This window comes from Shinella sp. GW821-FHT11G07 (genome assembly GCF_058808115.1).
In genome coordinates this window covers 349312-367842 of the sequence record NZ_JBXARJ010000001.1, presented here as the reverse complement: position 1 = coordinate 367842, position 18531 = coordinate 349312, and the positions used below count along the sequence as shown (strand labels likewise).

Here is an 18531-nt window from a genome sequence, read left to right as displayed (position 1 = left end):
GCGCCATGACCGAAAGAATAGAGGCGGATACGCTGGAAAACGTGCCCGTTGAGGCTGAGCAGGAGGGGCGCCGCTCGGCAGACAGCAGCGAACGGGCCTACAACACGATCCGGAAACTGCTGATAGAGTTCAAGCTGAAGCCGGATGAGCGCCTGAATGAAGTTCAGTTGTCACGCAGTCTCGGCGTATCGCGCACGCCCATTCGAGAGGCATTGAACCGGCTTGCCTCCGAGGGGTTCGTGTCGCTCACGCCCAACCGCGGCTTTTTCGTGCGCAGCCTTTCGACGGAGGGCTTGCTCGACCTGTACGAGTTGCGCTCGATTATCGAATGTGCCGCCTTCCGGTTGATGTGCGAGCGGGCCGAGGATGCGCAGATTGCCCGACTGACGGCCTATTGGGCCAGCGTCGTCGATGGTTATGAACAAAATCCGCCGGACGAAATCCTGGTCAAGGACGAGACGTTTCACCTGCTGATTGCGGAACTCTCAGGCAATCCTGAACTTGCCAACCAGCTTGCCGCGATCAATGCACGCATCCGCTTCATCCGGCGCATCCAGATCGAGCACACGCATGACAGGAAACAGATCGTTTCCCACTCGGATATCGTCGCTGCCGCCATCCGGCGCGACGCGGAGCGGGGTACGGCGCTGCTGCGCGACCACATCGAAATGACCGTTTCGGCAACGCAGGAGGCGCTGAAGAACGCGCTGCTCAAGGTCTACACATCGGCCGAAGCGGCAGCCCGGCCGCGTCGCCGCTCCAACAAAGAGGCCTAAATGCGATAATTGAACGCAATAGTGTCGACACTTTCTTGACGCGACTGTGAATGTCTGCTTCCATGCAAGCAGTGGCAAGAGACCGGAACGGCCTGCCAACAAACGGATCGTGTCAAAGACAGGGGAACTGTTATGAAATTTGTCGCATCACTTTGCCTCGGCGTTTCGCTTCTCGCGACGCCGAGCCTCGCCGAGGAGATTTCGATCGGCATTGCCGGGCCGCTGTCCGGGCCGCAGGCCTACTTCGGCAACACCTGGCACAATGGCTTCAAGCTCTACTGGGACAAGTTGAATGCGGCTGGCGGCGTCAACGGCGTGACCGTTGCCTACAACCAGCAGGACGACAAGGCCGACCCACGCGAGGGCACGCTGGTTGCCCAGAAATTCTGCGACGACGATAGTGTCGTGATCGGCCTTGTGAACTTCAATTCCGGTGTGGCGCAGTCGACGCTGCCGATCTTCGAAGATTGCACCTTGCCGACCATGACCTTCGGCTCGAACCCGGACCTGACGCAGCAAGACTACAAATACATGGTGCGCCCCGTCGCCAACGACCTCGCCGGCGCTCTGCTGCCGGCTGAATATGCGCTCCAGAAACTCGGTGCGAAGACGGCGATCGTCGTCAACGACAAGCAGGTGTTCGGCCAGGGCATTTCCGAAATCTTCGGCAAGAATTTCACGGCGGGCGGTGGGCGGTTGCTCGACACGCTTGCCATTGCGCCGACGGATGTGGACTTCTCTTCGGTTCTCGCCCAGATCAAGGCCAAGGCGCCGGATGTCATCTATGTCGGCGCGGTCATGCCGCAGCTCGCTCTCTTTGCCAAGCAGATGCATGAGCAGGGCGTGACGGCGACCCTCATGGTTCCGGACGGCGGCTACACGCCGGACTTCATCGGCCAGGCGGGTGAGGGCAACGTGCAGGGCACGCTGGTCGCAATCCAGGTTCCCCCGATGGATGCGTCACCGGCGATTGCCGAATTCGCCAAGCTTTACAAGGAGAAGTTCGGCGAAGAAGCCGGGCCCTATTCGATCTACGGTTATGTCCAGGGGCAGATCCTCGAGGCCGTGCTGAAGACGACCAAGGGGCTCTCCCGCGAGGAGATGAACGAGGCACTGCACGCTGTAAAGGTCGAGACCGCCGTTGGCGCCCTGGAGTTCGACGATGTGGGCGAGTTGAAGGTCGCGCCGTCCTACCTTTACAAGGTGGAAGGCAAGAACTTCGTTCTGATCGGATCCAGGTAAGCGGGCAGGGCCGGCCTCGGCCGGCCCGTCCGTCCGCCGCGCGGTGGCCTTTTCCGCCGCCGCGCATTTCTTCTTGATATCCGCGGTCCTTCGGCCGCGGACTTTCCGGGCGGACCTCCATGCTGGGAACCCTTATTCAACAGACTGTCAACGCCCTGACGATCGGGTCGATCTACGCTCTGATCGCGTTGGGCTATACGATGGTCTACGGCGTCCTGCGCATGATCAATTTCGCCCATGGCGAGATGTTCATGCTCGGCGCTTACGCCGCATTTCTGGCCCTCAGCCTGTTTGTCGGTGAGATCGGCGCGGCCGGTGCATTCGCCTTCACCCTTGCCTTTTTCGGCGCCGTCGTCGCCGTTGGCTTCTTTGGCGTCGGCATCGAGCGGCTGGCCTACAAGCCGCTGCGCAATTCCACCCGCCTGGCGCCAATGCTGTCCTCGCTCGGCGTATCGCTGACCCTTGTCACCGGCCTCCAGATTCTGGCGGGACCGCAGCCCGTCGCCTTCCCCAGTTTCTTCCCGGCCACGCGCTACGATTTTTTCGGTGGCACCGTGACATCCGTGCAGATCGGCATTCTCGTTGCGGCCTTCGTTCTGATGTTCGCACTCTATATGCTGGTCAATCGCAGCCGCATGGGCATCATCGTGCGCGCCGTCTCGGAAAGCCGCCCTACAGCGCAGCTTCTCGGCATCAACGTCAATCTGGCGATTTCGGCGGTCTTCTTCTCCGGCCCGCTGCTTGGCGCTGCCGGTGGCATTCTCTATGCCAGCTATTACGGCATCATGTCGCCGACCATGGGGGCCGTCATCGGCCTCAAGGCCTTCACCGCAGCGATCCTCGGCGGGATAGGCTCCATTCCCGGCGCCATGCTGGGCGCCTATATTCTGGCTTTCGTCGAAGTGGGAGGCACGGCGCTGCTGCCGATCCTCACCAACGGCATGCTCGGCACGGAGTATCGCGACGTGCTGTCCTTCGTCATTCTCATCCTCGTGCTGCTCGTGAGACCCGCCGGTATTCTTGGCGAGCCGGTGTCCGAGGAAAGCATGGTCTATAAGAGGGAGTTCTGATGTCTGCCATCGACGCCTCTTCCCCCGCCAAACCAAAGGCAGGCCGTCTCGTCGCACTTCTCGTGCTTGCCGCCATTGCAGCCCTGGTCGTCGCGACGCCGTTTCTGTCAAACTACCACATCCGCGTCGTCAATAGCCTGCTGATCTACATCCTGCTCGGGATCGGCCTCAACATCGTCATCGGCTATACCGGCCTTCTCGATCTGGGTTTCGTGGCGTTCTATGCGGTGGGAGCCTACACCTATGCATTGCTGGCCAGCCCGCAGCTCGATCTGCACCTGCCGTTCCTCCTGATCGTCGGCATCGCGGCCCTCATGGGCATGATCACCGGCATCCTGCTCGGCATACCGGTCCTGAAGCTGAGAGGCGATTATCTCGCCATCGTGACCCTCGGTTTCGGCGAGATCATCCGCATCGTCATCAACAATGTCGATTGGCTGACCGGCGGCCCGAAGGGTATTGCACGCCTCGACAAGGCGTCCATTCTCGGCGCGGAGGTCGCGCGGCCGGTGGAAATCTACTGGCTGCTGTTGGTCACCGTCGTCCTGACAGGGATCCTCGTCTGGCGGCTTGAGCGCTCCATCCTCGGCAAAGCCTGGGCGGCGATCCGCGAGGACCAGGATGCTGCGCGCGGCATCGGCATCAACACGACCAATGCCAAGCTCGCGGCCTTCGCGACCTCCGCCACCATCGGCGCCATTGCCGGGACGATCTTTGCCGCCTCGCAGCGTTTCGTCAGTCCGGAAAGCTTTACGCTGCAGGAATCCGTGCTGATCGTCCTGATGATCGTCATCGGAGGGATCGGCAACATTCTGGGCATCGTCGCGGGTGCGGCCATTCTCATCCTGTTGCCGGAAATGCTCAGGGAATTTGCCGAATGGCGCATCCTCTTCCTGGGTATCCTGATGGTCGTTCTGATCATTGTGCGCCCGGCCGGCATCGTGCCGCGCAGCTTCGGCCCGGAAAAACTCATTCGGGGGCTTTTCAGAAAATGACACTCGTCTTCAGCAACCTGCGAAAGCAGTACGGCGCCAATGTCGCCATCAACGACGTCTCGACCGAATTCGAGCCTGGTCTCATTCACGGCGTCATCGGCCCGAACGGTGCCGGCAAATCGACGCTTATCAATATGACTGCCGGCTCCTACACGGTCTCAGCGGGCTCCATCTCCCTCGACGGGCGGCGCCTGGACGGGATGAAGAAATACCAGATCGCCAATTCCGGCATCGCGCGCACCTACCAGAACATCCGCCTGTTCGATCAGATGACCGTGCTGGAAAATCTGGAAGTCTGCTTCTACCCGGCGCAGGTGCGCGACACGTGGAAAGAGGTGCTCTGGCCGCCCTATGGACGTGCCCGCGCGGGATCGCGTCGCCAATCCTGTATGGAAATCCTGCGCTTCTTCGATCTTCAGGGATATGCCGACATGGAAGCCGGCAGCCTTCCCTATGGCCGCCAACGCATGTTGGAGATCGCCCGAGCCCTGGCCATGAACCCGCGCGTTCTTCTGCTCGACGAGCCTGCCGCGGGGCTCAACCACCACGAAACGGCCGATCTGACGGCCAAGCTCGCCGAACTGCGTTCGCCTGATCGCATCATGCTCGTCGTCGAACATGACATGGATCTGGTGATGACGCTCTGCGACAGGATTGTCGTGATGCATCACGGCAAACTTCTCTTCCAAGGTACGCCCGCCGAAGTTCAGGCGAGCAGCGACGTTCAACTTGCCTATCTGGGGACCGACAATGACATCGATGACATCAGAGCCGCTGCTCAGGATCGCCGGGCTCAGCTCGGGATACGGGCGCGTCGGCGTTCTTGAAAGCGTCGATCTCGAGGTCGACCCGCGTGAGATCGTCGTTATCCTCGGTCCCAATGGTGCGGGCAAGACGACGCTGCTCAACTCCATCTCGGGCGTGGCTCGTCCCACGGCCGGCACCATTCACTTCGAAGGCCGCGATATTACCGGCGCGCGACCGGAGCAGGTGGTGCGCATGGGGCTTACCCACTGCCCGGAGGGGCGGCAGATCTTCCAGCGCCTGACGGTCGAGGAAAACCTCGTCGCCGCCCATATCGGCCGTGCCGGCAAGAGTTTCGAGACGTTGCGGGCAGAGGTGTTTGATCTCTTTCCCGTTCTCAAGGAGCGTCGCAACGGCATGGCGAGCCGCATGTCCGGCGGCCAGCAGCAGATGCTGGCGATCGGTCGTGCGCTGATGGCGGAACCGACGCTTCTCATGCTGGACGAACCCTCTCTCGGCCTTGCTCCGAAGATCGTCCACCAGATTTTCCATATCATCCTCGACCTGTCGAAAACCGGCATGTCGATCCTGCTCGTGGAGCAGAATGTCCAGCTTGCGCTGGAATGCGGCGACTATGGCTATCTGTTCAACATGGGGCAGGTGAAGCTCCATGGACCCGCGCAGGAGATGGCGGAGCACTCGGCTCTGGGCGAGCTCTATCTCGGCGGGGCCAACGAGGACACCGTCCGTGTTTGATGTCGACTGGAAGAACCCGCATCTATGGCGGAAGACGACAGCGACCCGAAATGCTTCTCCCGCACTCGCTGATGATATCGAGACTGACGTGCTTGTGGTCGGCGGCGGTTTTACCGGTCTCGCCGCGGCGCTGGGTGCGCGCGACAGCGGGGCGAGCGTCGTCCTTCTCGAGGGCAACGAGATTGGCTCGGCTGCGTCGGGCCGCAACAACGGCCTCGTCATTTCGCATCATTCCAAGGCCTCGCCCTCCGAACTCGAAGCGAGTTTTGGGAAGGTGCATGGCGCGCGGTTCAACGCTCTTGTCGCAGGCGCAGCCGATGTCGCCTTCGGGCTGATGCAGCGCTTCGGCATCGATGCCCATCAAGCCCAGGAGGGCTGGATCCAGCCGGCGCACACGAAGGCGACGCTCGCCCGTGCGCGTCAGTTCCATGATGAATGGCGAGCCTTCGGGGCGCGCGTCTCCTGGCTAGACCGGGACGAGGTGACGGAGAGGGTGGGTAGCCCGTATCTTGGTGGCTGGATGGTGCACAATTCCGGGCACATCAATCCCTTCTCGATGACGGTCGGGCTTGCTGGTGCGGTCGAGCGCGAGGGCGTGAAGCTCTTCGAAAACACTCGGGCACTCCGTCTGGAGCGGGGGGCGGCAGGCTGGAAAGTCTATGCCGGCAGCGGCAGCGTGACCGCGCGCGAGGTTGTGCTGGCCACAAATGCATTGACGGATGACCTATGGCTGAGCTTGAAGCGCACGCTCATTCCGATGAAGGTCTTTCAAGCCGCAACTGAGCCGCTCGCCGAGGACCTGAGGGCACAGATTCTCGTCGGCAATCCCGCCGTCTCCGACATGCGCAACGACCTTCGCTACTTCCACTATGACCGCGACGGGCGCCTGGTCAGCGGTGCGACGCATACATTCTGGCATGACGAGGCGGCCCGCGGGCGGGCCAAGGTGGCGAAGATGCTCGCCAGCACCTTCAAGGCCTTTGGCGGCGAGCCGCACATTCCCGAATACTGGCATGGTACCTTCGCGGTGGTTCCGGATCTGAAGCCGCAACTCTATCGGCTGGCACCGGGCCTGGTCTTCGGCGGCCTCTATTCCGGCCGGGGCGTGGCGCTTTCCATGGCTCTGGGACAGGAGATCGGCCGTTGGGCTGCCGGCTGCCTGACCGATGCGGACATGCCGCTGCCCGTGACGACTATGAAGCCGATTGCCTTTCATCCGCTCGCCGTGCAGGTCGCCAACCGCATTCATCCGTGGAACCGCTTCAAGGACAGGCGTGCCTGACCTCGAAGCGTCGCGGGGGCGTTATCGCTTGCCATCCAGATTGCGGAAGTAGCGAACCTCGATCGCGCGCAGGATATCGCGCGGTTCTTCGTCGTAGCTTTCGGAAAACTGGTCCTCGCCACTTTCAATCGTGATCGCCCAACGGCCACGATGCGGGTTGAGCGCGCAATCCGGGAAATTCATGTGATGGTGCCAGGACTTGCCCGCATCATCGATGTCGACGAGACGGCGCAGCAGCGGCGAACCATCGAGCAATGCGCCTTCGGCACTTGCCGGATGGCCTGCATCCAGGATGTCGTCGCCATGCAGCATCTTCACAAGTTGCTTGTCCACTTCCGGAAAGCCGTCCGAGGGGGCGATGTAGGCAGTCTGCGTTGAATCGTCTTCCACCACGGCGGCATAGCGGCCCTCGAAAGGGTTGAAACGGCAGCCTGGCGACAGAACGTGCGAATGCCACACCTTCCCCTCGTTTTGAAGACGGTTGGCAAGCGGCAAGCACTCTTCAAGCGCAATGGTTTTGTAGTTGATCGAGCCGTGGTGGACAGTGCCGTTGCACATGGGAATGCCTTTTGTTGGATTTCGGGTGTGGGGATCAGCCCTTCGAGAAACGCGTTCCGCCGACAACCTGTCGGGTCGGCATCATCTCGACGGTGGAAATATCGGTCGCCGGCGGGGTGGCGAGCATGTGGAGGATCGTCTGGGCGACATCGTCCGGGAGGATGCATTCGTAGCCATTGTAAAAATCAGTATCCATCTCGAGCTGGCCGTGAATGCCGGTTCGCACACGGCCAAGGCGGATTTCGCCGACCCGGATAGGCGTGTCTTGAAGATCGAAGCGCAGATTGGCCGCAACCGACTGCATGGCGGCCTTGGTGGCGCTGTAGGCGCCGGGTCCCGCGCCCGCTACATTGCCGCAAATCGAGCCCAGCAGCACGATCGAGCCGCGCTGGCGCTCGACCATCCCGGGAACGACGGCGCGCAAGATGTTGAACATGCCGGTGACATTGACGGCGATCAGTTGCGCGATCGTCTCTGCCGGTGTCCGATGGATCGGCAGGTTTGGTCCGAGAAGGCCGGCGCCGTGGATCAGAACGTCCGCCGTCACGCCCACCAGTGCGGCGTCGACTGCCTCGGCATCGGAGATATCGACCGCAATACCCGTGCAGCCACATGCGTCGGAGAGTTGTTCAAGGGCATCCCGGCGCGTCCCAAGGGCAAGAACCTGAAAGCCCTTTTCCGTTAGCTGTCGCGTCACGGCCTGGCCGATGCCGCCTGTTGCCCCCGTCACGATTGCTGTTCCAGCCATCCGTTTTCTCCACCAGAGGGCGCCATGTTATTTGTTGTAACATTTTGCGTGACGCACTCTTGCGCGTCAAGGAAAAGATGCAGGAAATCGCCGACTTATGATGAAAAGGTGTGCCGCGGGTTCGCGACTGAAGATGGCAAAAAAGCGAAACAACGCCCACAATACGGCGCGTGCAGGACGTACCGCGCTGCCCCGGGGCTTGGGCATCCTGTGCTTCGGTCTTACCGGCCAGCCTTTTGGCGGCGCTCTGCTCCCTGCTGCGCCGTAATCATATCCAGCAGCGTATCGGCTGCGAAATTGATGTCGATGACGACGGCGCTCGCGAGACGTTCTGGATCGCGCGAATGAAGGGCGCGGACCATCGTGTGGTGATTGTTTATGCCCTGGTCCATCTGGCCGAAGCTGGGATAGATGACGTTCAGGTAGGAACTGTTCATCATCCAGCGCTTCTCGATCATTCGCACCAGCTCGCTCATGCCGCTGGCACGGTAGATCGCGAAGTGGAATTCCCAGTTCAATTCCATGACCTGGGCGTAGTCTTTCCGCTCGTTCGCCTCCACCATCATCTCGTTGATGCGCGTGATGTTGGCGATGCCCTCGTCGGTGATACGCATGGCCGCCTCGCGCGCGGCCAAGGCCTCGAGTGCGGTGCGGATCTTTGTCAGTTCGACGATTCGCTCCGTCGTGAGCGTCGGCACATAGACGGAGCCGTTCGGCCGCATTTCGAGAATGCCCTCGGCGGCGAGGTTGTAAAGGGCTTCTCGGGCAGGCGTCAGGCTGACGTCGAGCGCGGTTGCGACCGCACGGATCGTCAATTTCTGGCCGGGCTTGAAACGGCCAGCCATGATGGCGCTTCCAAGCTGGGTGCGAACTTGCTGACCGAGGGTCTCGCTACGACCGATCGGCGCCAGATCCACGCCAGCCAGCGAAACGTCCAAAGGCTTCTTCTTGCTCATTCTGCCGCCAAACTGTGTGAACCTGCCGACCACGCGGCAGTCCCGCTCATCGCATTTCTGTTACTTGTCATTGCATACAAGAGCGCGACAAGCGGCACAACTCTCTCCCCGTCTCAGTGACTGAGGACCTGGCTCAGGAACATGCGGGTTCGCTCACTCTTCGGATTGTCGAACAGGTCCGCCGGAGGGCCTTCTTCAACGATCTCGCCCTTGTCCATGAAGATGACACGGTCAGCGACCTGGCGGGCAAACCCCATTTCATGGGTCACGCATACCATCGTCATGCCGTCATTGGCCAACTCCACCATGACGTCCAGCACCTCCTTGATCATTTCCGGATCGAGGGCGGAGGTGGGTTCGTCAAAGAGGAGGATCTTCGGCTTCATGCACAGCGCGCGTGCAATGGCGACGCGCTGCTGCTGGCCGCCGGAGAGCTGGCCGGGGAATTTCTCAGCCTGCTCGGGGATGCGAACGCGCTCCAGATAGGTCATGGCAATCGCCTCGGCTTCCTCGATCGGTACCTTGCGGGCGAGGGTAGGGGCGAGCGTGCAGTTCTCCAGCACGGTCAGGTGCGGAAACAGATTGAAATGCTGGAACACCATGCCGACGTCCCGGCGGATATGATCGATCTTGGCGATATCGTCATTCAGCTCGGTGCCGAGAACGTTGATCAGGCCATCCTGATGGTCTTCCAACCGGTTGATGCAGCGGATCAGGGTGGACTTGCCCGAGCCCGATGGGCCGCAGATGACGATCCGCTCGCCCGTGCGAACCTCCAGGTTGATATCCCGCAGGACCTGGAAGCGGCCATAGAACTTGTTCATGCGGGAAATATGGACTGCGGCTTCGCTCATCACGGGTCTCTTTCAATGCTGGCCGAAACGCATGCGCCGTTCAAGATAGGCGCCATAGCGGGAGAGGCTGAAAACGAACAGGAAGTAGACGAGACCGACGAAAATATAGACCTCGAAGTAGGCGAAGGACCATTCGCCCGTGCCGTAGGCCGCATGGCCGGAGGCAAGAATATCGAAGAAGCCGATGATCACGATCAGCGAGGTCTCCTTGAAGGTGATCACGAGCTGGTTGATCGTCGGCGGCAGGGCATTGCGGAAGGCCTGCGGCAGGATGATGCGACCGGTGCGCTGCCAATAGCCGAGCCCCAGCGCTTTCGCAGCCTCTTCCTGCCCGACGGGAACGGACTGGATGCCGCTGCGAATGATCTCGGCCTGATACGCGGCGAAGAAAAGCGCAAAGCCGATGATGACACGCCAGATCTTGTCGCCCTGCAGCCAACCGGGCAACACGAAGGGGAGGATCAGTGCTGCGGTAAAGAGGATGGTGATGAGGGGCAGGGAGCGCACGCCGTCGATGAATGCGCCCGTGGTCCTTGAAACGACGGGCAGCTCCGAACGCCGCAAGAGTGCCAGCGCGATCGCCATCGGCATGCCGATCAGCACGCCCGCGGCATAGAGAAAGACTGTCAGTGTCAGGCCGCCCCAGTCGGCCGGCATGACGACCGGCATTCCGAAAATTCCGCCGCGCATGAGGATGTAGAAGACCAGAAAGCCGGTGCACCAGAGGCTCGCCAGCCGCAGCGGTTTCCAGAACCATGGCACGCAGGACAAGACGATCGTGACCACCATGGCAATGCAGGCGAGCATCGAGCGCCACTGTTCGTCATAGGGGAACAGGCCGAAGATGATGATGCGCCAGCGCTGATGGATCACCGCCCAGCAGGCGCCTTCAATGCCGCGACAGACGGCCGAGGTACCGTCAGGCGAGATCCAAACGGCGTTCAGAATGGCCCAATCGACGGCCAAAAAGGCGAAATAGGCGAGGAAGATGATCCCCGACACCGAAATGAGGGCATTGAAAGGGGTCCGAAAATAACGCCGGCGGATCTTTTCCTGCAAGCCTGCGGGGCGAAAGCCGAAGGCGTTCAGCGGAGACGTGGTGGATGTCGCGGAAACGGTTGCCATGGGGCTCTCTTCAGGTTCTCAGCTGCGTGCCCTTGAGGGCAATCGCCTTGTTGACGCGATTGAGCACGAAGGAGAGCGTGTTGTTCATGACGAGGAAGCCGGCCATCAGGATTGCGATCAGCTCCAGCGTCTGGCCGCTCTGGTTGATAGAAACGGAAATGACCGAGAAGAAGTCCGCAAAACCGACGACGATGCCGAGCGTAGTCGCTTTGAACAACCAGACATATTGGTTGATCAGCGTGGGGAGAACGGCGCGGATGGCGAGCGGAAGGTGCACGCGCGAAAAGACATGCCACGGCGAAAGGCCGAGGGCACGCGCCGCCTCGACCTGCCCCTTGCCGACCGAGATGAAGCCGGCGCGGATGACCTCGGCGATATAGGCGCCGCCATAGATGGCCGTGGCGATGGCAAGAGCCGCCATTTCCGGCGGGACGGTGATGCCGCCGCGGAAATTAAGGCCTTGCAGCGAGGGGACGGAGATCAGTGCGGAGCCCGGTTCGCGCGCATAGACGAGGATGGCTGCCATGGCTGCCAGCGTGGTGGCGGCAATGACGCCTTGAACCTTTCCCCGGCTTCGAATGCGTCGGAAGCGGCGGGCCATCGAAAACCAGGCGAGGCAGGCAAGGCCGGCAAACAGCACCAGTGCCACGGCCGCAAACCATTTCCCTTCCACGTTCAGGCTCGGGATGAACACGCCACGGGCAGAGAGAAACACGGAATCGAACAGCGCATACGCCTGCTTGGGCGGCGGAAAATGCGTGAGCGCGGCATACCAGAACAGGGCCTGGAGGATGAGCGGTACGTTGCGGAAGGCTTCGATGTAAAGCGTTCCGATGTCGTTGAGGACGCCGTTCGATGAAATCCGGAAAATCGCGATCACCAGGCCGACGATGTTGGCAAGCACGATGCTGAGCAGGCCAAGGAAGATTGTGTTGACGATGCCGACCCAGATCATGCGCGCATAGGAGCTAAAGGGGTCGAACGGGATCAGCGAAAAGCCGATCCGGAAGCCGGTCGACTTGTACAGGAATTCGAAGCCGCCGGTCATGCCTTGTGCGGCCATCTTGGTCGTCGCCTCATGCACGGCGCCGGTGATGGCAAGGACGAGAACGACAAGAAAAGCGACCTGATAGATCACGTTGCGCGTTTTTCTGTTTCTCAATATCTGCATCGGAACACCTCTCCGCTCTGATCGTGACCGCCGGTGCGTCAAGCACCGGCGGTCGTCTTGGGAGGAGGATCAGTCGAGAACGAGCGGATAGAGGATGCCGCCATTCTTAAGGAGCGCATTGACGCCACGCTCGACCTTGTAGGGCGAATCCTTGCCGATGTTGCGGTCCCAGATTTCCGAATAGTTGCCGACGGTCTTGATGACGTTGTAGGCCCAGTCGTCCGTCAGGCCGAGCGGCGTGCCCATGCCGGGCGTCGCGCCCAGAAGCTTGCCGACCGCAGGCGTCGGGGGCTTGGCCTTCATCTCGTCGACATTCGCGCTGGTCACGCCGGACTGTTCGGCCAGAAGCAATGCCGTCTGCACCCAGTTGGCGATATCGACCCAGTTGTCATCACCCTGGCGCATGACGATGCCCACCGGCTCGGCAGACAGGACGTCGGGAAGGATCACGAAGTCGTCCGCATTCTTTGCCTCGGTGGCGCGCAGGACGCCGAGCTGTAGGTCCCATTCCATCATGGCGTCGCAACGGCCCGAGAGGAAGGCAGCATTGGCTTCTTCCGTCTTTTCGAAGGGCACGACTTCAAGCTTGTAGCCGTTTTCGGCCTCATGCTCGACGGCGTAGCGCTCCATTGTCGTGCCGGTTGGCAGGCAAAGCGTACCGCCATCCAGATCCTTGGCAGAGGTGATGTTCAGTTCCTTGCGCACCATGTAGTGGATAGCGGCCATCATGTAGGGCTGCGCGAACTGCGCGCGGATTTCGGTGTCGCGGCTGAATGTCCAGCCGGAGGACTTGATGACGAGATCCAGTTCGCCGGACTGGAGCGATGGCCAGCGCTGCGCCCAGCTCGTGGGCTTGATGTCGAGGTGATTTTCCCAGGCGCCGAAGACGGCGGATGCTACGGCGCGGCAGAGGTCGATGTCGAAGCCTTTCCAGTTGCCTTTGTCGTCGACTTCCGCGAGGCCCATGTAGGAGCCGTTGTGCCCGGTGCAGGAAAGCGCGCCGCGCTCCTTCACCTTCTTGAGCGTTTCACCGTACTCGGCGTGGGCCGGGGTGATGGAAAGAAGAACGGTACCCGCGAGCGCGGCCGCAAGTGTCAGCTTGATAGACATGAATTCCCCTTTTTGTGCTGATTGGCGATGACCGGACGATCCGTGCATCAAAAGTTATTTGTTATATAATATGACGGCTTTCGCTTTTGTCCAGATGGATCGGCACTTGGCGCAGGTTATTTCATAAGGCGCTGTTTTTACATAATTTAGTTGGATTTTTTCGCTTTATGCCGCGGATTTTCTCCACAGGCGGCAAAAAACGAATTGCGCCCATTTTCGAATATGGTACGTGTTATAACAAATCTGAAGACGAGGATTACGATGAGAAACGCGCCATCCACGGACGAGCTGAAGGAAATCCACCACAAGATGGTGGTGACGCGCGAATTGGAGGAGGTGCTTGGCGCCTACGCGAAGGAAGGCAAGACGCGCGGGCCTATCCATCGTTGCGATGGCCAGGAAGCGGTCGGTGTTGCAGCCTGCGCTGCGCTGCGTTCCGACGACTATGTCTGCACCTCTCACCGCGGACACCATGTCTATGTCGGCAAGGGACTAACGGCACGCGGCATCGTTGCCGAAATCTTCGGCCGCGAGACCGGCTACTGCAAGGGCCGGGGCGGTCACATGCTGCTCGGCGACGTAACGACCGGCATGCTGGGCGGCAACGCCATCGTTGGCGCCGGCATTCCGGCTGCGACAGGCATGGCGCTCTCCATCCAGATCCTCAAGCAGGACCGCGTTGCGATGGTGGTCTTCGGCGATGGCGCTGCCCAGACGGGTATCTGCCACGAGGCCATGAACATGGCGGGGCTCTGGAAGCTGCCGGTGATCTTTGTTCTCGAAAACAATCAGTATGGTCTCACCGTGCGCCAGGACGTGCAGTCGCCGGTGGCCGATCTCAGCATTCGCGCTGCCGGTTATGCGATGCCCGGTGAAATCGTCGATGGCAACGATGCCGAGGCGGTCTACCGTTCCGTGGCCGCCGCCGCCGAGCGCGCACGCCGTGGCGAGGGGCCGAGCCTGATCGAGGCGAAAACCTATCGGGTCAAGGGCTTCTCCACCTCCGACATGGGCGGCTATCAGTCTGAAGAGGAAATGGCGCCCTGGCTTGAGCGCGACCCGATCAAGCTTTCGGCTGAAAAACTCGCAGCCCTGGTGGGTGCCGAAACGGTGTCGGCGATCGAGGCCGCAGCCCGTGCGGAGGTCGCGAGCGCCTTCGAGGTCGCGCTTGCCGACCCGTTTCCCACCTTCGAAATTCATGCCCCCTCGGCCGCCTACTCGGAGTCCAAGTAATGACCTTGATGCGTTATGCAGAAGCGTTGAACGCCGCCCTCAGGGAGGAAATGCAGCGCGATCCGAGCGTGTTCCTGTTCGGCGAGGACATCGGCCGCTATGGCGGCGTCTTCAAGGTTTCCAAGGGCTTGCGTGATGAATTCGGCGATTCCCGGGTGCGTGACACGCCGATCTCGGAACAGGCGATGACGGCCATGGCTGTCACCGCGGCAATGTCCGGCACGCGCCCCGTTCTCGAAATCATGTATGCCGACTTCCTGCCGCTGTCGCTTGATGCGCTGGTCAACCAGGCCTCGGTCTTCACCTATCTCTGGGAAGGCCAGGTGGATATTCCCTTCGTGCTTCGCACCCAGGGCGGCGGCGGCGTTGGCACGGGCGCCCAGCATGCCAAGAGCCTGGACGCGATGGTCTGCCATATTCCCGGCATCAAGGTCGTGGCGCCAGCAACACCCGCGGACGCGAAAGGTCTCCTGAAGTCGGCAATCCGCGATCGCCAGCCCGTGGTCTTTCTGGAGCATAAGTTGCTCTACAACACGCGCGGCGAGGTTCCCGACGATGATGATGTGCTGGTGCCGATCGGCAAGGCGCGGACCGTCGTCGAGGGTAAGCACGTCTCGATTTTCGCCTCGTCGAAAATGGTCATCGAAGCGGAGAATGCCGCTAAGCTGCTGGCCAAGGACGGCATCGAGGCGGAGGTGATCGATCTTCGCACGCTTCGCCCGCTCGATCTCGACGCCATCCGCCAGTCCATCGCCAAGACCAACCACGCCGTCGTCGTCAATGAGGGCTGGACGTTCTGTGGTTACGCGTCCGAGCTATCCGCGACGATCATGGAGTATTGCTTCGACGATCTGGATGCGCCGGTCGTGCGTGTGGCGATGCCTGACATGGCGATCCCCTATTCCGAGCCGTTGGAAATGGCCGTGCTGCCAAATGCAGCGAAGATCGCCGCCGCGGCAAAAAAGGCGCTCGCTTAGGGCCGGGAGAGAAATATGGCAACGCCGATAACAGCAGGCGCCATCGCCGGCGAATATATGGAAACGTTGGTGATCGTCGAATGGCGCGTGGCAAAGGGTGACACCGTTGCCGAAGGCGACGTTCTGCTTACCATCGAGACGGCAAAAGCCGCGGTCGACGTAGAGGCGCCTTGCGATGGCGTCGTCAGCGCCATCTTCGCCGAAGCGGAGAGCGAAGTGCCGGCGGCCGCGGTTCTATGCCTGATCGGCAAGAACCTGTCGGATGTGAGCTATGACGGTGATGAAACACAGGCTGCCGATGCCGGCAATCCGCCCGCATTGCCGGCTGTCCAGGTCGCGTCTATCGCAGAGATGACGCAGATCGTGTCCGCCGGGTCACGGATCGTGGCAAGCCCTGCTGCGCGCCTGGCTGCCCGGGAAGCGGGCGTCGACCTGCGGACGGTCAGATCAAGCAGCGCGTCGGGCCGCATCAAGCTGCGCGATATTGCTGCTGCATCCCGCACTTTGCCAGTTGTTACTACAATCTCGCCCGTCAGCCTCGCCGCCGACGAGAGTGGCCCACTCAAGATTCACCGCAGCGGCACTACCAGTGGCGCGCCGATTTTCCTTATTCATGGTTTTGCTAGCGACTCCCTGTCCTGGTATCCACTCGACCGGCATCTTGCCAAGATCCACCCCGTTTATCGGCTCGACCTGCCCAATCACGGCGCTTCGCCGAAACGTCAGGTTGGCACCTTTGCCAATCTAGTGCGTGAAGTGCGCGAGGCTTTCGACTCTCTCGATCTCGATGGCGTGCATGTGATCGGGCACTCGCTCGGCGGTGCGCTTGCGCTTGCACTGGCGGATACACGCCCCCGCAAAATAGCCTCGCTGGCACTCCTTGCCCCCGGCGGGTTGGGGCCAAAGATCAACGGCGACTTCATCGGCGGGATCGCTCGAGCTTCCCGGCCGGAAAGCCTCGAGAGCTGGCTGAAGGTGATGGTTCACGATCCACGCCTCGTTGACCCGGCCTTCGTCAACGCTGCCTTTGCGGCGCGCACGGACGCCGGTCTGCGCGCAGCGCAGACCCATATGGGCGAAACGCTGTTTGCCGACGGCACGCAAGGTTTCGACCTCGCCGCCGCCCTGCAACGACTGGAATGCCCGGCGCGGATCGTCTGGGGCCGCAAGGACAGGGTGCTCGATTGGAGAGACGCCTTGCGGGCGCCCGGCCATGTCGGACTGCATCTGCTCGCCGATGTCGGGCACGTTCCGCAACTGGAAGCGCCGGACCTTACCCTCGGCATCGTCACTGCGCTGATCAAGAGCGTCTGAGAGGAAACGTCATGTCGCACACGCTTCTTCTTATCGGTTGCGGGAACATGGGCTTTGCCATGCTGCGCGGATGGTTGAGGGAGGATCCCTCACTCATTGTTCATGTTGTGGAGCCTACGGACGAGCTTCGCGAACGTGCAGCCAAGGCCGGTGCCAATACTGTTTCCGACATTGCCGATCTGCCGGAGGGCCTTGCGCCCGTTCTCGTATTCGTCGCCGTCAAGCCGAACCTTGTCCAGCCGGTTCTGCAACGATGCGGCGGCCTCGCCGAACGCGGCGCGACCTTTGTTTCAGTTGCGGCAGGCGTCACGACTGCTTCTATGGCCGACGTCCTTCCTGCCGGGGCGGCAATCATACGCTGCATGCCCAACACGCCGGCCGCGATTGGCGACGGCATGCTGGTTCTCTATGCGCGTGACGGTGTCTCGGACGGTGCTCAGCACCTTGTTTCCACACTGCTTGCCACTTCGGGCGTGGTGGCCTGGATCGATGACGAAGCGCAGATGGACGCCGTCACGGCGATTTCCGGCTCCGGTCCAGCCTATGTCTTCCACTTCATCGAAGCCTTGACGGAGGCCGGCGTGGCGCTCGGCCTTCCCGCAGCAACCGCTGCCCTGCTTGCAAAACAGACCGTCCGCGGTGCCGGCCGGCTTGCCATGGAGGCGGATGTCAATCCCGCGACCCTGCGCCGGCAGGTCACGAGCCCCGGCGGCACGACCGCCGCCGCATTGGACGTCTTCATGAACGACGATCGCACCGGGCGGCTCGTGGCCGAGGCCACGCGCGCCGCCCGCGACCGCAGCATCGCACTCGGCAAACCGAACTGACATAAATCTGGAAGGACATAGACATGATCAGCCTCATAACAGGCGGCGCGCAGGGCATCGGCTTTGCAACGGCGGAACACTTCATTGCCAGGGGCGACAAGGTCTGCATTTTCGATCGTGCCGGTGTGGCCGAAGCCAAGGAAAAGCTCGGTCCGGATGTTCTGGCCATCGAAGGCGATGTCACCAACAAGGCGGGGGTTGACGCTGCGGTCACCCTGGCAATCGAGACTTTTGGCGGGCTCGACACCCTCGTCACCGCAGCCGGCATCGTGACGGTCGAGCCTGCGCTCGATGTGGCGCCCGAGGCATTCATGCGCATGATGAACGTGAACGTACTTGGCAGCTTCCTGCCGGCCCAGAGCGCCGCGCGCCATATGAGCCAGAATGGCGGTGGCAGCATCGTCTTCATCGGCTCCGTCTACGGCTCCGTCGGTGCGCCGAAGCGCACCGCCTATTGCGCCTCGAAGGGTGCGGTTCACAACATGATGCAGTCGCTCGCGACAGAGTGGGGACCGCTCGGCATTCGCGTCAATGCCCTGGCCCCCACAGGAGTACGCACGCCGATGGTGCAGAACCTCATCGACAACGGCCTCTACAACATGACGGGCGTGCGCAACCGCACGCCGCTTGGCCGTATCGCCGAGCCGGAAGAAATTGCCGCCGCCGCGGCGTTCCTGTCCTCGCCGGGGGCCGCGATGGTTCACGGCGCCGTGCTGCCGGTGGATGGCGGCTGGATCGCCAACGGCTTCACCTGGTGACGTGTTTCTCAAACCATCCCTTTTTCCGTTCAGAC

General features: G+C 61.5%; 19 protein-coding genes. 12 read left to right on the top strand and 7 right to left on the bottom strand.

Features of this window, described 5'->3' with window-relative positions; genetic code table 11:
- Positions 1-5: 5 nt before the first annotated feature.
- The 7 genes from AC1RT2_RS01655 (at position 6) to AC1RT2_RS01625 (ending at position 6865) form a co-directional block, all read left to right on the top strand.
- Positions 6-776 (top strand): GntR family transcriptional regulator, encoded by a 771-nt coding sequence (locus AC1RT2_RS01655; RefSeq protein WP_493098864.1) that lies wholly within the window; start codon positions 6-8, stop codon positions 774-776.
- Positions 777-908: 132 nt separating this feature from the next.
- Positions 909-2018 (top strand): branched-chain amino acid ABC transporter substrate-binding protein, encoded by a 1110-nt coding sequence (locus AC1RT2_RS01650; RefSeq protein WP_493098862.1) that lies wholly within the window; start codon positions 909-911, stop codon positions 2016-2018.
- Positions 2019-2137: 119 nt separating this feature from the next.
- Positions 2138-3088, top strand: coding sequence for a branched-chain amino acid ABC transporter permease (locus AC1RT2_RS01645; protein WP_493098860.1), 951 nt, complete (start codon positions 2138-2140; stop codon positions 3086-3088).
- Positions 3088-4083: a branched-chain amino acid ABC transporter permease gene (locus AC1RT2_RS01640; protein ID WP_493098858.1), complete on the top strand. Its 996-nt coding sequence runs from the start codon at positions 3088-3090 to the stop codon at positions 4081-4083. The genes AC1RT2_RS01645 and AC1RT2_RS01640 overlap by 1 nt, the downstream gene beginning before the upstream one ends.
- Positions 4080-4910 (top strand): ABC transporter ATP-binding protein, encoded by an 831-nt coding sequence (locus AC1RT2_RS01635; RefSeq protein WP_493098856.1) that lies wholly within the window; start codon positions 4080-4082, stop codon positions 4908-4910. The genes AC1RT2_RS01640 and AC1RT2_RS01635 overlap by 4 nt, the downstream gene beginning before the upstream one ends.
- Positions 4834-5583, top strand: a complete 750-nt coding sequence (locus tag AC1RT2_RS01630; RefSeq protein ID WP_493098854.1) for an ABC transporter ATP-binding protein — start codon at positions 4834-4836, stop codon at positions 5581-5583. The genes AC1RT2_RS01635 and AC1RT2_RS01630 overlap by 77 nt, the downstream gene beginning before the upstream one ends.
- Entirely contained in the window at positions 5576-6865 is a 1290-nt protein-coding gene (locus AC1RT2_RS01625) for an NAD(P)/FAD-dependent oxidoreductase (protein WP_493098852.1), read from the top strand. Before AC1RT2_RS01630 ends, AC1RT2_RS01625 begins: the two co-directional genes overlap by 8 nt.
- Positions 6866-6886: 21 nt before the next feature.
- Here AC1RT2_RS01625 and AC1RT2_RS01620 read toward each other — a convergent pair whose 3' ends face one another.
- The 7 genes from AC1RT2_RS01620 to AC1RT2_RS01590 form a co-directional block, all read right to left on the bottom strand.
- A complete protein-coding gene (locus AC1RT2_RS01620) occupies positions 6887-7489 on the bottom strand; it encodes a hypothetical protein (protein WP_493098850.1) in 603 nt (200 codons plus the stop codon).
- Positions 7458-8171: an SDR family oxidoreductase gene (locus AC1RT2_RS01615; RefSeq protein ID WP_493098848.1), complete on the bottom strand. Its 714-nt coding sequence runs from the start codon at positions 8169-8171 to the stop codon at positions 7458-7460. Before AC1RT2_RS01615 ends, AC1RT2_RS01620 begins: the two co-directional genes overlap by 32 nt.
- Positions 8172-8392: 221 nt before the next feature.
- Positions 8393-9127: a GntR family transcriptional regulator gene (locus AC1RT2_RS01610; RefSeq protein ID WP_069062750.1), complete on the bottom strand. Its 735-nt coding sequence runs from the start codon at positions 9125-9127 to the stop codon at positions 8393-8395.
- A gap of 113 nt (positions 9128-9240) precedes the next feature.
- The gene (locus tag AC1RT2_RS01605; RefSeq protein WP_493098844.1) at positions 9241-9981 is read right to left on the bottom strand and encodes an amino acid ABC transporter ATP-binding protein; all 741 of its coding nucleotides are present in this window, start codon (positions 9979-9981) and stop codon (positions 9241-9243) included.
- 12 nt (positions 9982-9993) lie between these two features.
- Positions 9994-11106: an amino acid ABC transporter permease gene (locus tag AC1RT2_RS01600; RefSeq protein WP_493098842.1), complete on the bottom strand. Its 1113-nt coding sequence runs from the start codon at positions 11104-11106 to the stop codon at positions 9994-9996.
- Positions 11107-11116: 10 nt separating this feature from the next.
- On the bottom strand, positions 11117-12277 hold the full coding sequence (locus AC1RT2_RS01595; RefSeq protein WP_493098840.1) for an ABC transporter permease subunit: 1161 nt from the start codon (positions 12275-12277) through the stop codon (positions 11117-11119).
- A gap of 69 nt (positions 12278-12346) precedes the next feature.
- Positions 12347-13387: a transporter substrate-binding domain-containing protein gene (locus AC1RT2_RS01590; RefSeq protein WP_493098838.1), complete on the bottom strand. Its 1041-nt coding sequence runs from the start codon at positions 13385-13387 to the stop codon at positions 12347-12349.
- A gap of 261 nt (positions 13388-13648) precedes the next feature.
- On the opposite strand from AC1RT2_RS01590, the gene AC1RT2_RS01585 reads away from it, so the two are divergent.
- Genes AC1RT2_RS01585 through AC1RT2_RS01565 form a run of 5 tightly spaced genes read left to right on the top strand, consistent with a single transcriptional unit; the run spans position 13649 to position 18496 of the window.
- Positions 13649-14620 carry a thiamine pyrophosphate-dependent dehydrogenase E1 component subunit alpha gene (locus tag AC1RT2_RS01585; protein WP_493098836.1) on the top strand — a complete coding sequence of 324 codons (972 nt, stop codon included), beginning with the start codon at positions 13649-13651 and terminating at the stop codon, positions 14618-14620.
- Positions 14620-15597, top strand: coding sequence for an alpha-ketoacid dehydrogenase subunit beta (locus AC1RT2_RS01580; RefSeq protein WP_493098834.1), 978 nt, complete (start codon positions 14620-14622; stop codon positions 15595-15597). Before AC1RT2_RS01585 ends, AC1RT2_RS01580 begins: the two co-directional genes overlap by 1 nt.
- Before the next feature lie 15 nt (positions 15598-15612).
- Positions 15613-16911, top strand: coding sequence for an acetoin dehydrogenase dihydrolipoyllysine-residue acetyltransferase subunit (locus AC1RT2_RS01575; protein WP_493098832.1), 1299 nt, complete (start codon positions 15613-15615; stop codon positions 16909-16911).
- Positions 16912-16922: 11 nt separating this feature from the next.
- On the top strand, positions 16923-17738 hold the full coding sequence (gene proC, locus AC1RT2_RS01570; RefSeq protein ID WP_493098830.1) for a pyrroline-5-carboxylate reductase: 816 nt from the start codon (positions 16923-16925) through the stop codon (positions 17736-17738).
- A 23-nt stretch (positions 17739-17761) separates the two neighbouring features.
- On the top strand, positions 17762-18496 hold the full coding sequence (locus AC1RT2_RS01565) for an SDR family NAD(P)-dependent oxidoreductase (protein ID WP_493098828.1): 735 nt from the start codon (positions 17762-17764) through the stop codon (positions 18494-18496).
- Positions 18497-18531 lie beyond the last annotated feature (35 nt).

Excerpts from the sequence above, each read along its gene's own strand:
- AC1RT2_RS01580 (WP_493098834.1), top strand. The coding sequence starts at position 14,620 with ATGACCTTGATGCGTTATGCAGAAGCGTTGAACGCCGCCCTCAGGGAG.
- AC1RT2_RS01635 (WP_493098856.1), top strand. The coding sequence starts at position 4,080 with ATGACACTCGTCTTCAGCAACCTGCGAAAGCAGTACGGCGCCAATGTC.
- AC1RT2_RS01575 (WP_493098832.1), top strand. The coding sequence starts at position 15,613 with ATGGCAACGCCGATAACAGCAGGCGCCATCGCCGGCGAATATATGGAA.
- AC1RT2_RS01595 (WP_493098840.1), bottom strand. The coding sequence starts at position 12,277 with ATGCAGATATTGAGAAACAGAAAAACGCGCAACGTGATCTATCAGGTC.
- AC1RT2_RS01605 (WP_493098844.1), bottom strand. The coding sequence starts at position 9,981 with ATGAGCGAAGCCGCAGTCCATATTTCCCGCATGAACAAGTTCTATGGC.
- AC1RT2_RS01630 (WP_493098854.1), top strand. The coding sequence starts at position 4,834 with ATGACATCGATGACATCAGAGCCGCTGCTCAGGATCGCCGGGCTCAGC.
- AC1RT2_RS01640 (WP_493098858.1), top strand. The coding sequence starts at position 3,088 with ATGTCTGCCATCGACGCCTCTTCCCCCGCCAAACCAAAGGCAGGCCGT.
- AC1RT2_RS01655 (WP_493098864.1), top strand. The coding sequence starts at position 6 with ATGACCGAAAGAATAGAGGCGGATACGCTGGAAAACGTGCCCGTTGAG.
- AC1RT2_RS01650 (WP_493098862.1), top strand. The coding sequence starts at position 909 with ATGAAATTTGTCGCATCACTTTGCCTCGGCGTTTCGCTTCTCGCGACG.
- AC1RT2_RS01590 (WP_493098838.1), bottom strand. The coding sequence starts at position 13,387 with ATGTCTATCAAGCTGACACTTGCGGCCGCGCTCGCGGGTACCGTTCTT.
- AC1RT2_RS01600 (WP_493098842.1), bottom strand. The coding sequence starts at position 11,106 with ATGGCAACCGTTTCCGCGACATCCACCACGTCTCCGCTGAACGCCTTC.
- proC (WP_493098830.1), top strand. The coding sequence starts at position 16,923 with ATGTCGCACACGCTTCTTCTTATCGGTTGCGGGAACATGGGCTTTGCC.
- AC1RT2_RS01585 (WP_493098836.1), top strand. The coding sequence starts at position 13,649 with ATGAGAAACGCGCCATCCACGGACGAGCTGAAGGAAATCCACCACAAG.
- AC1RT2_RS01610 (WP_069062750.1), bottom strand. The coding sequence starts at position 9,127 with ATGAGCAAGAAGAAGCCTTTGGACGTTTCGCTGGCTGGCGTGGATCTG.
- AC1RT2_RS01565 (WP_493098828.1), top strand. The coding sequence starts at position 17,762 with ATGATCAGCCTCATAACAGGCGGCGCGCAGGGCATCGGCTTTGCAACG.
- AC1RT2_RS01615 (WP_493098848.1), bottom strand. The coding sequence starts at position 8,171 with ATGGCTGGAACAGCAATCGTGACGGGGGCAACAGGCGGCATCGGCCAG.
- AC1RT2_RS01645 (WP_493098860.1), top strand. The coding sequence starts at position 2,138 with ATGCTGGGAACCCTTATTCAACAGACTGTCAACGCCCTGACGATCGGG.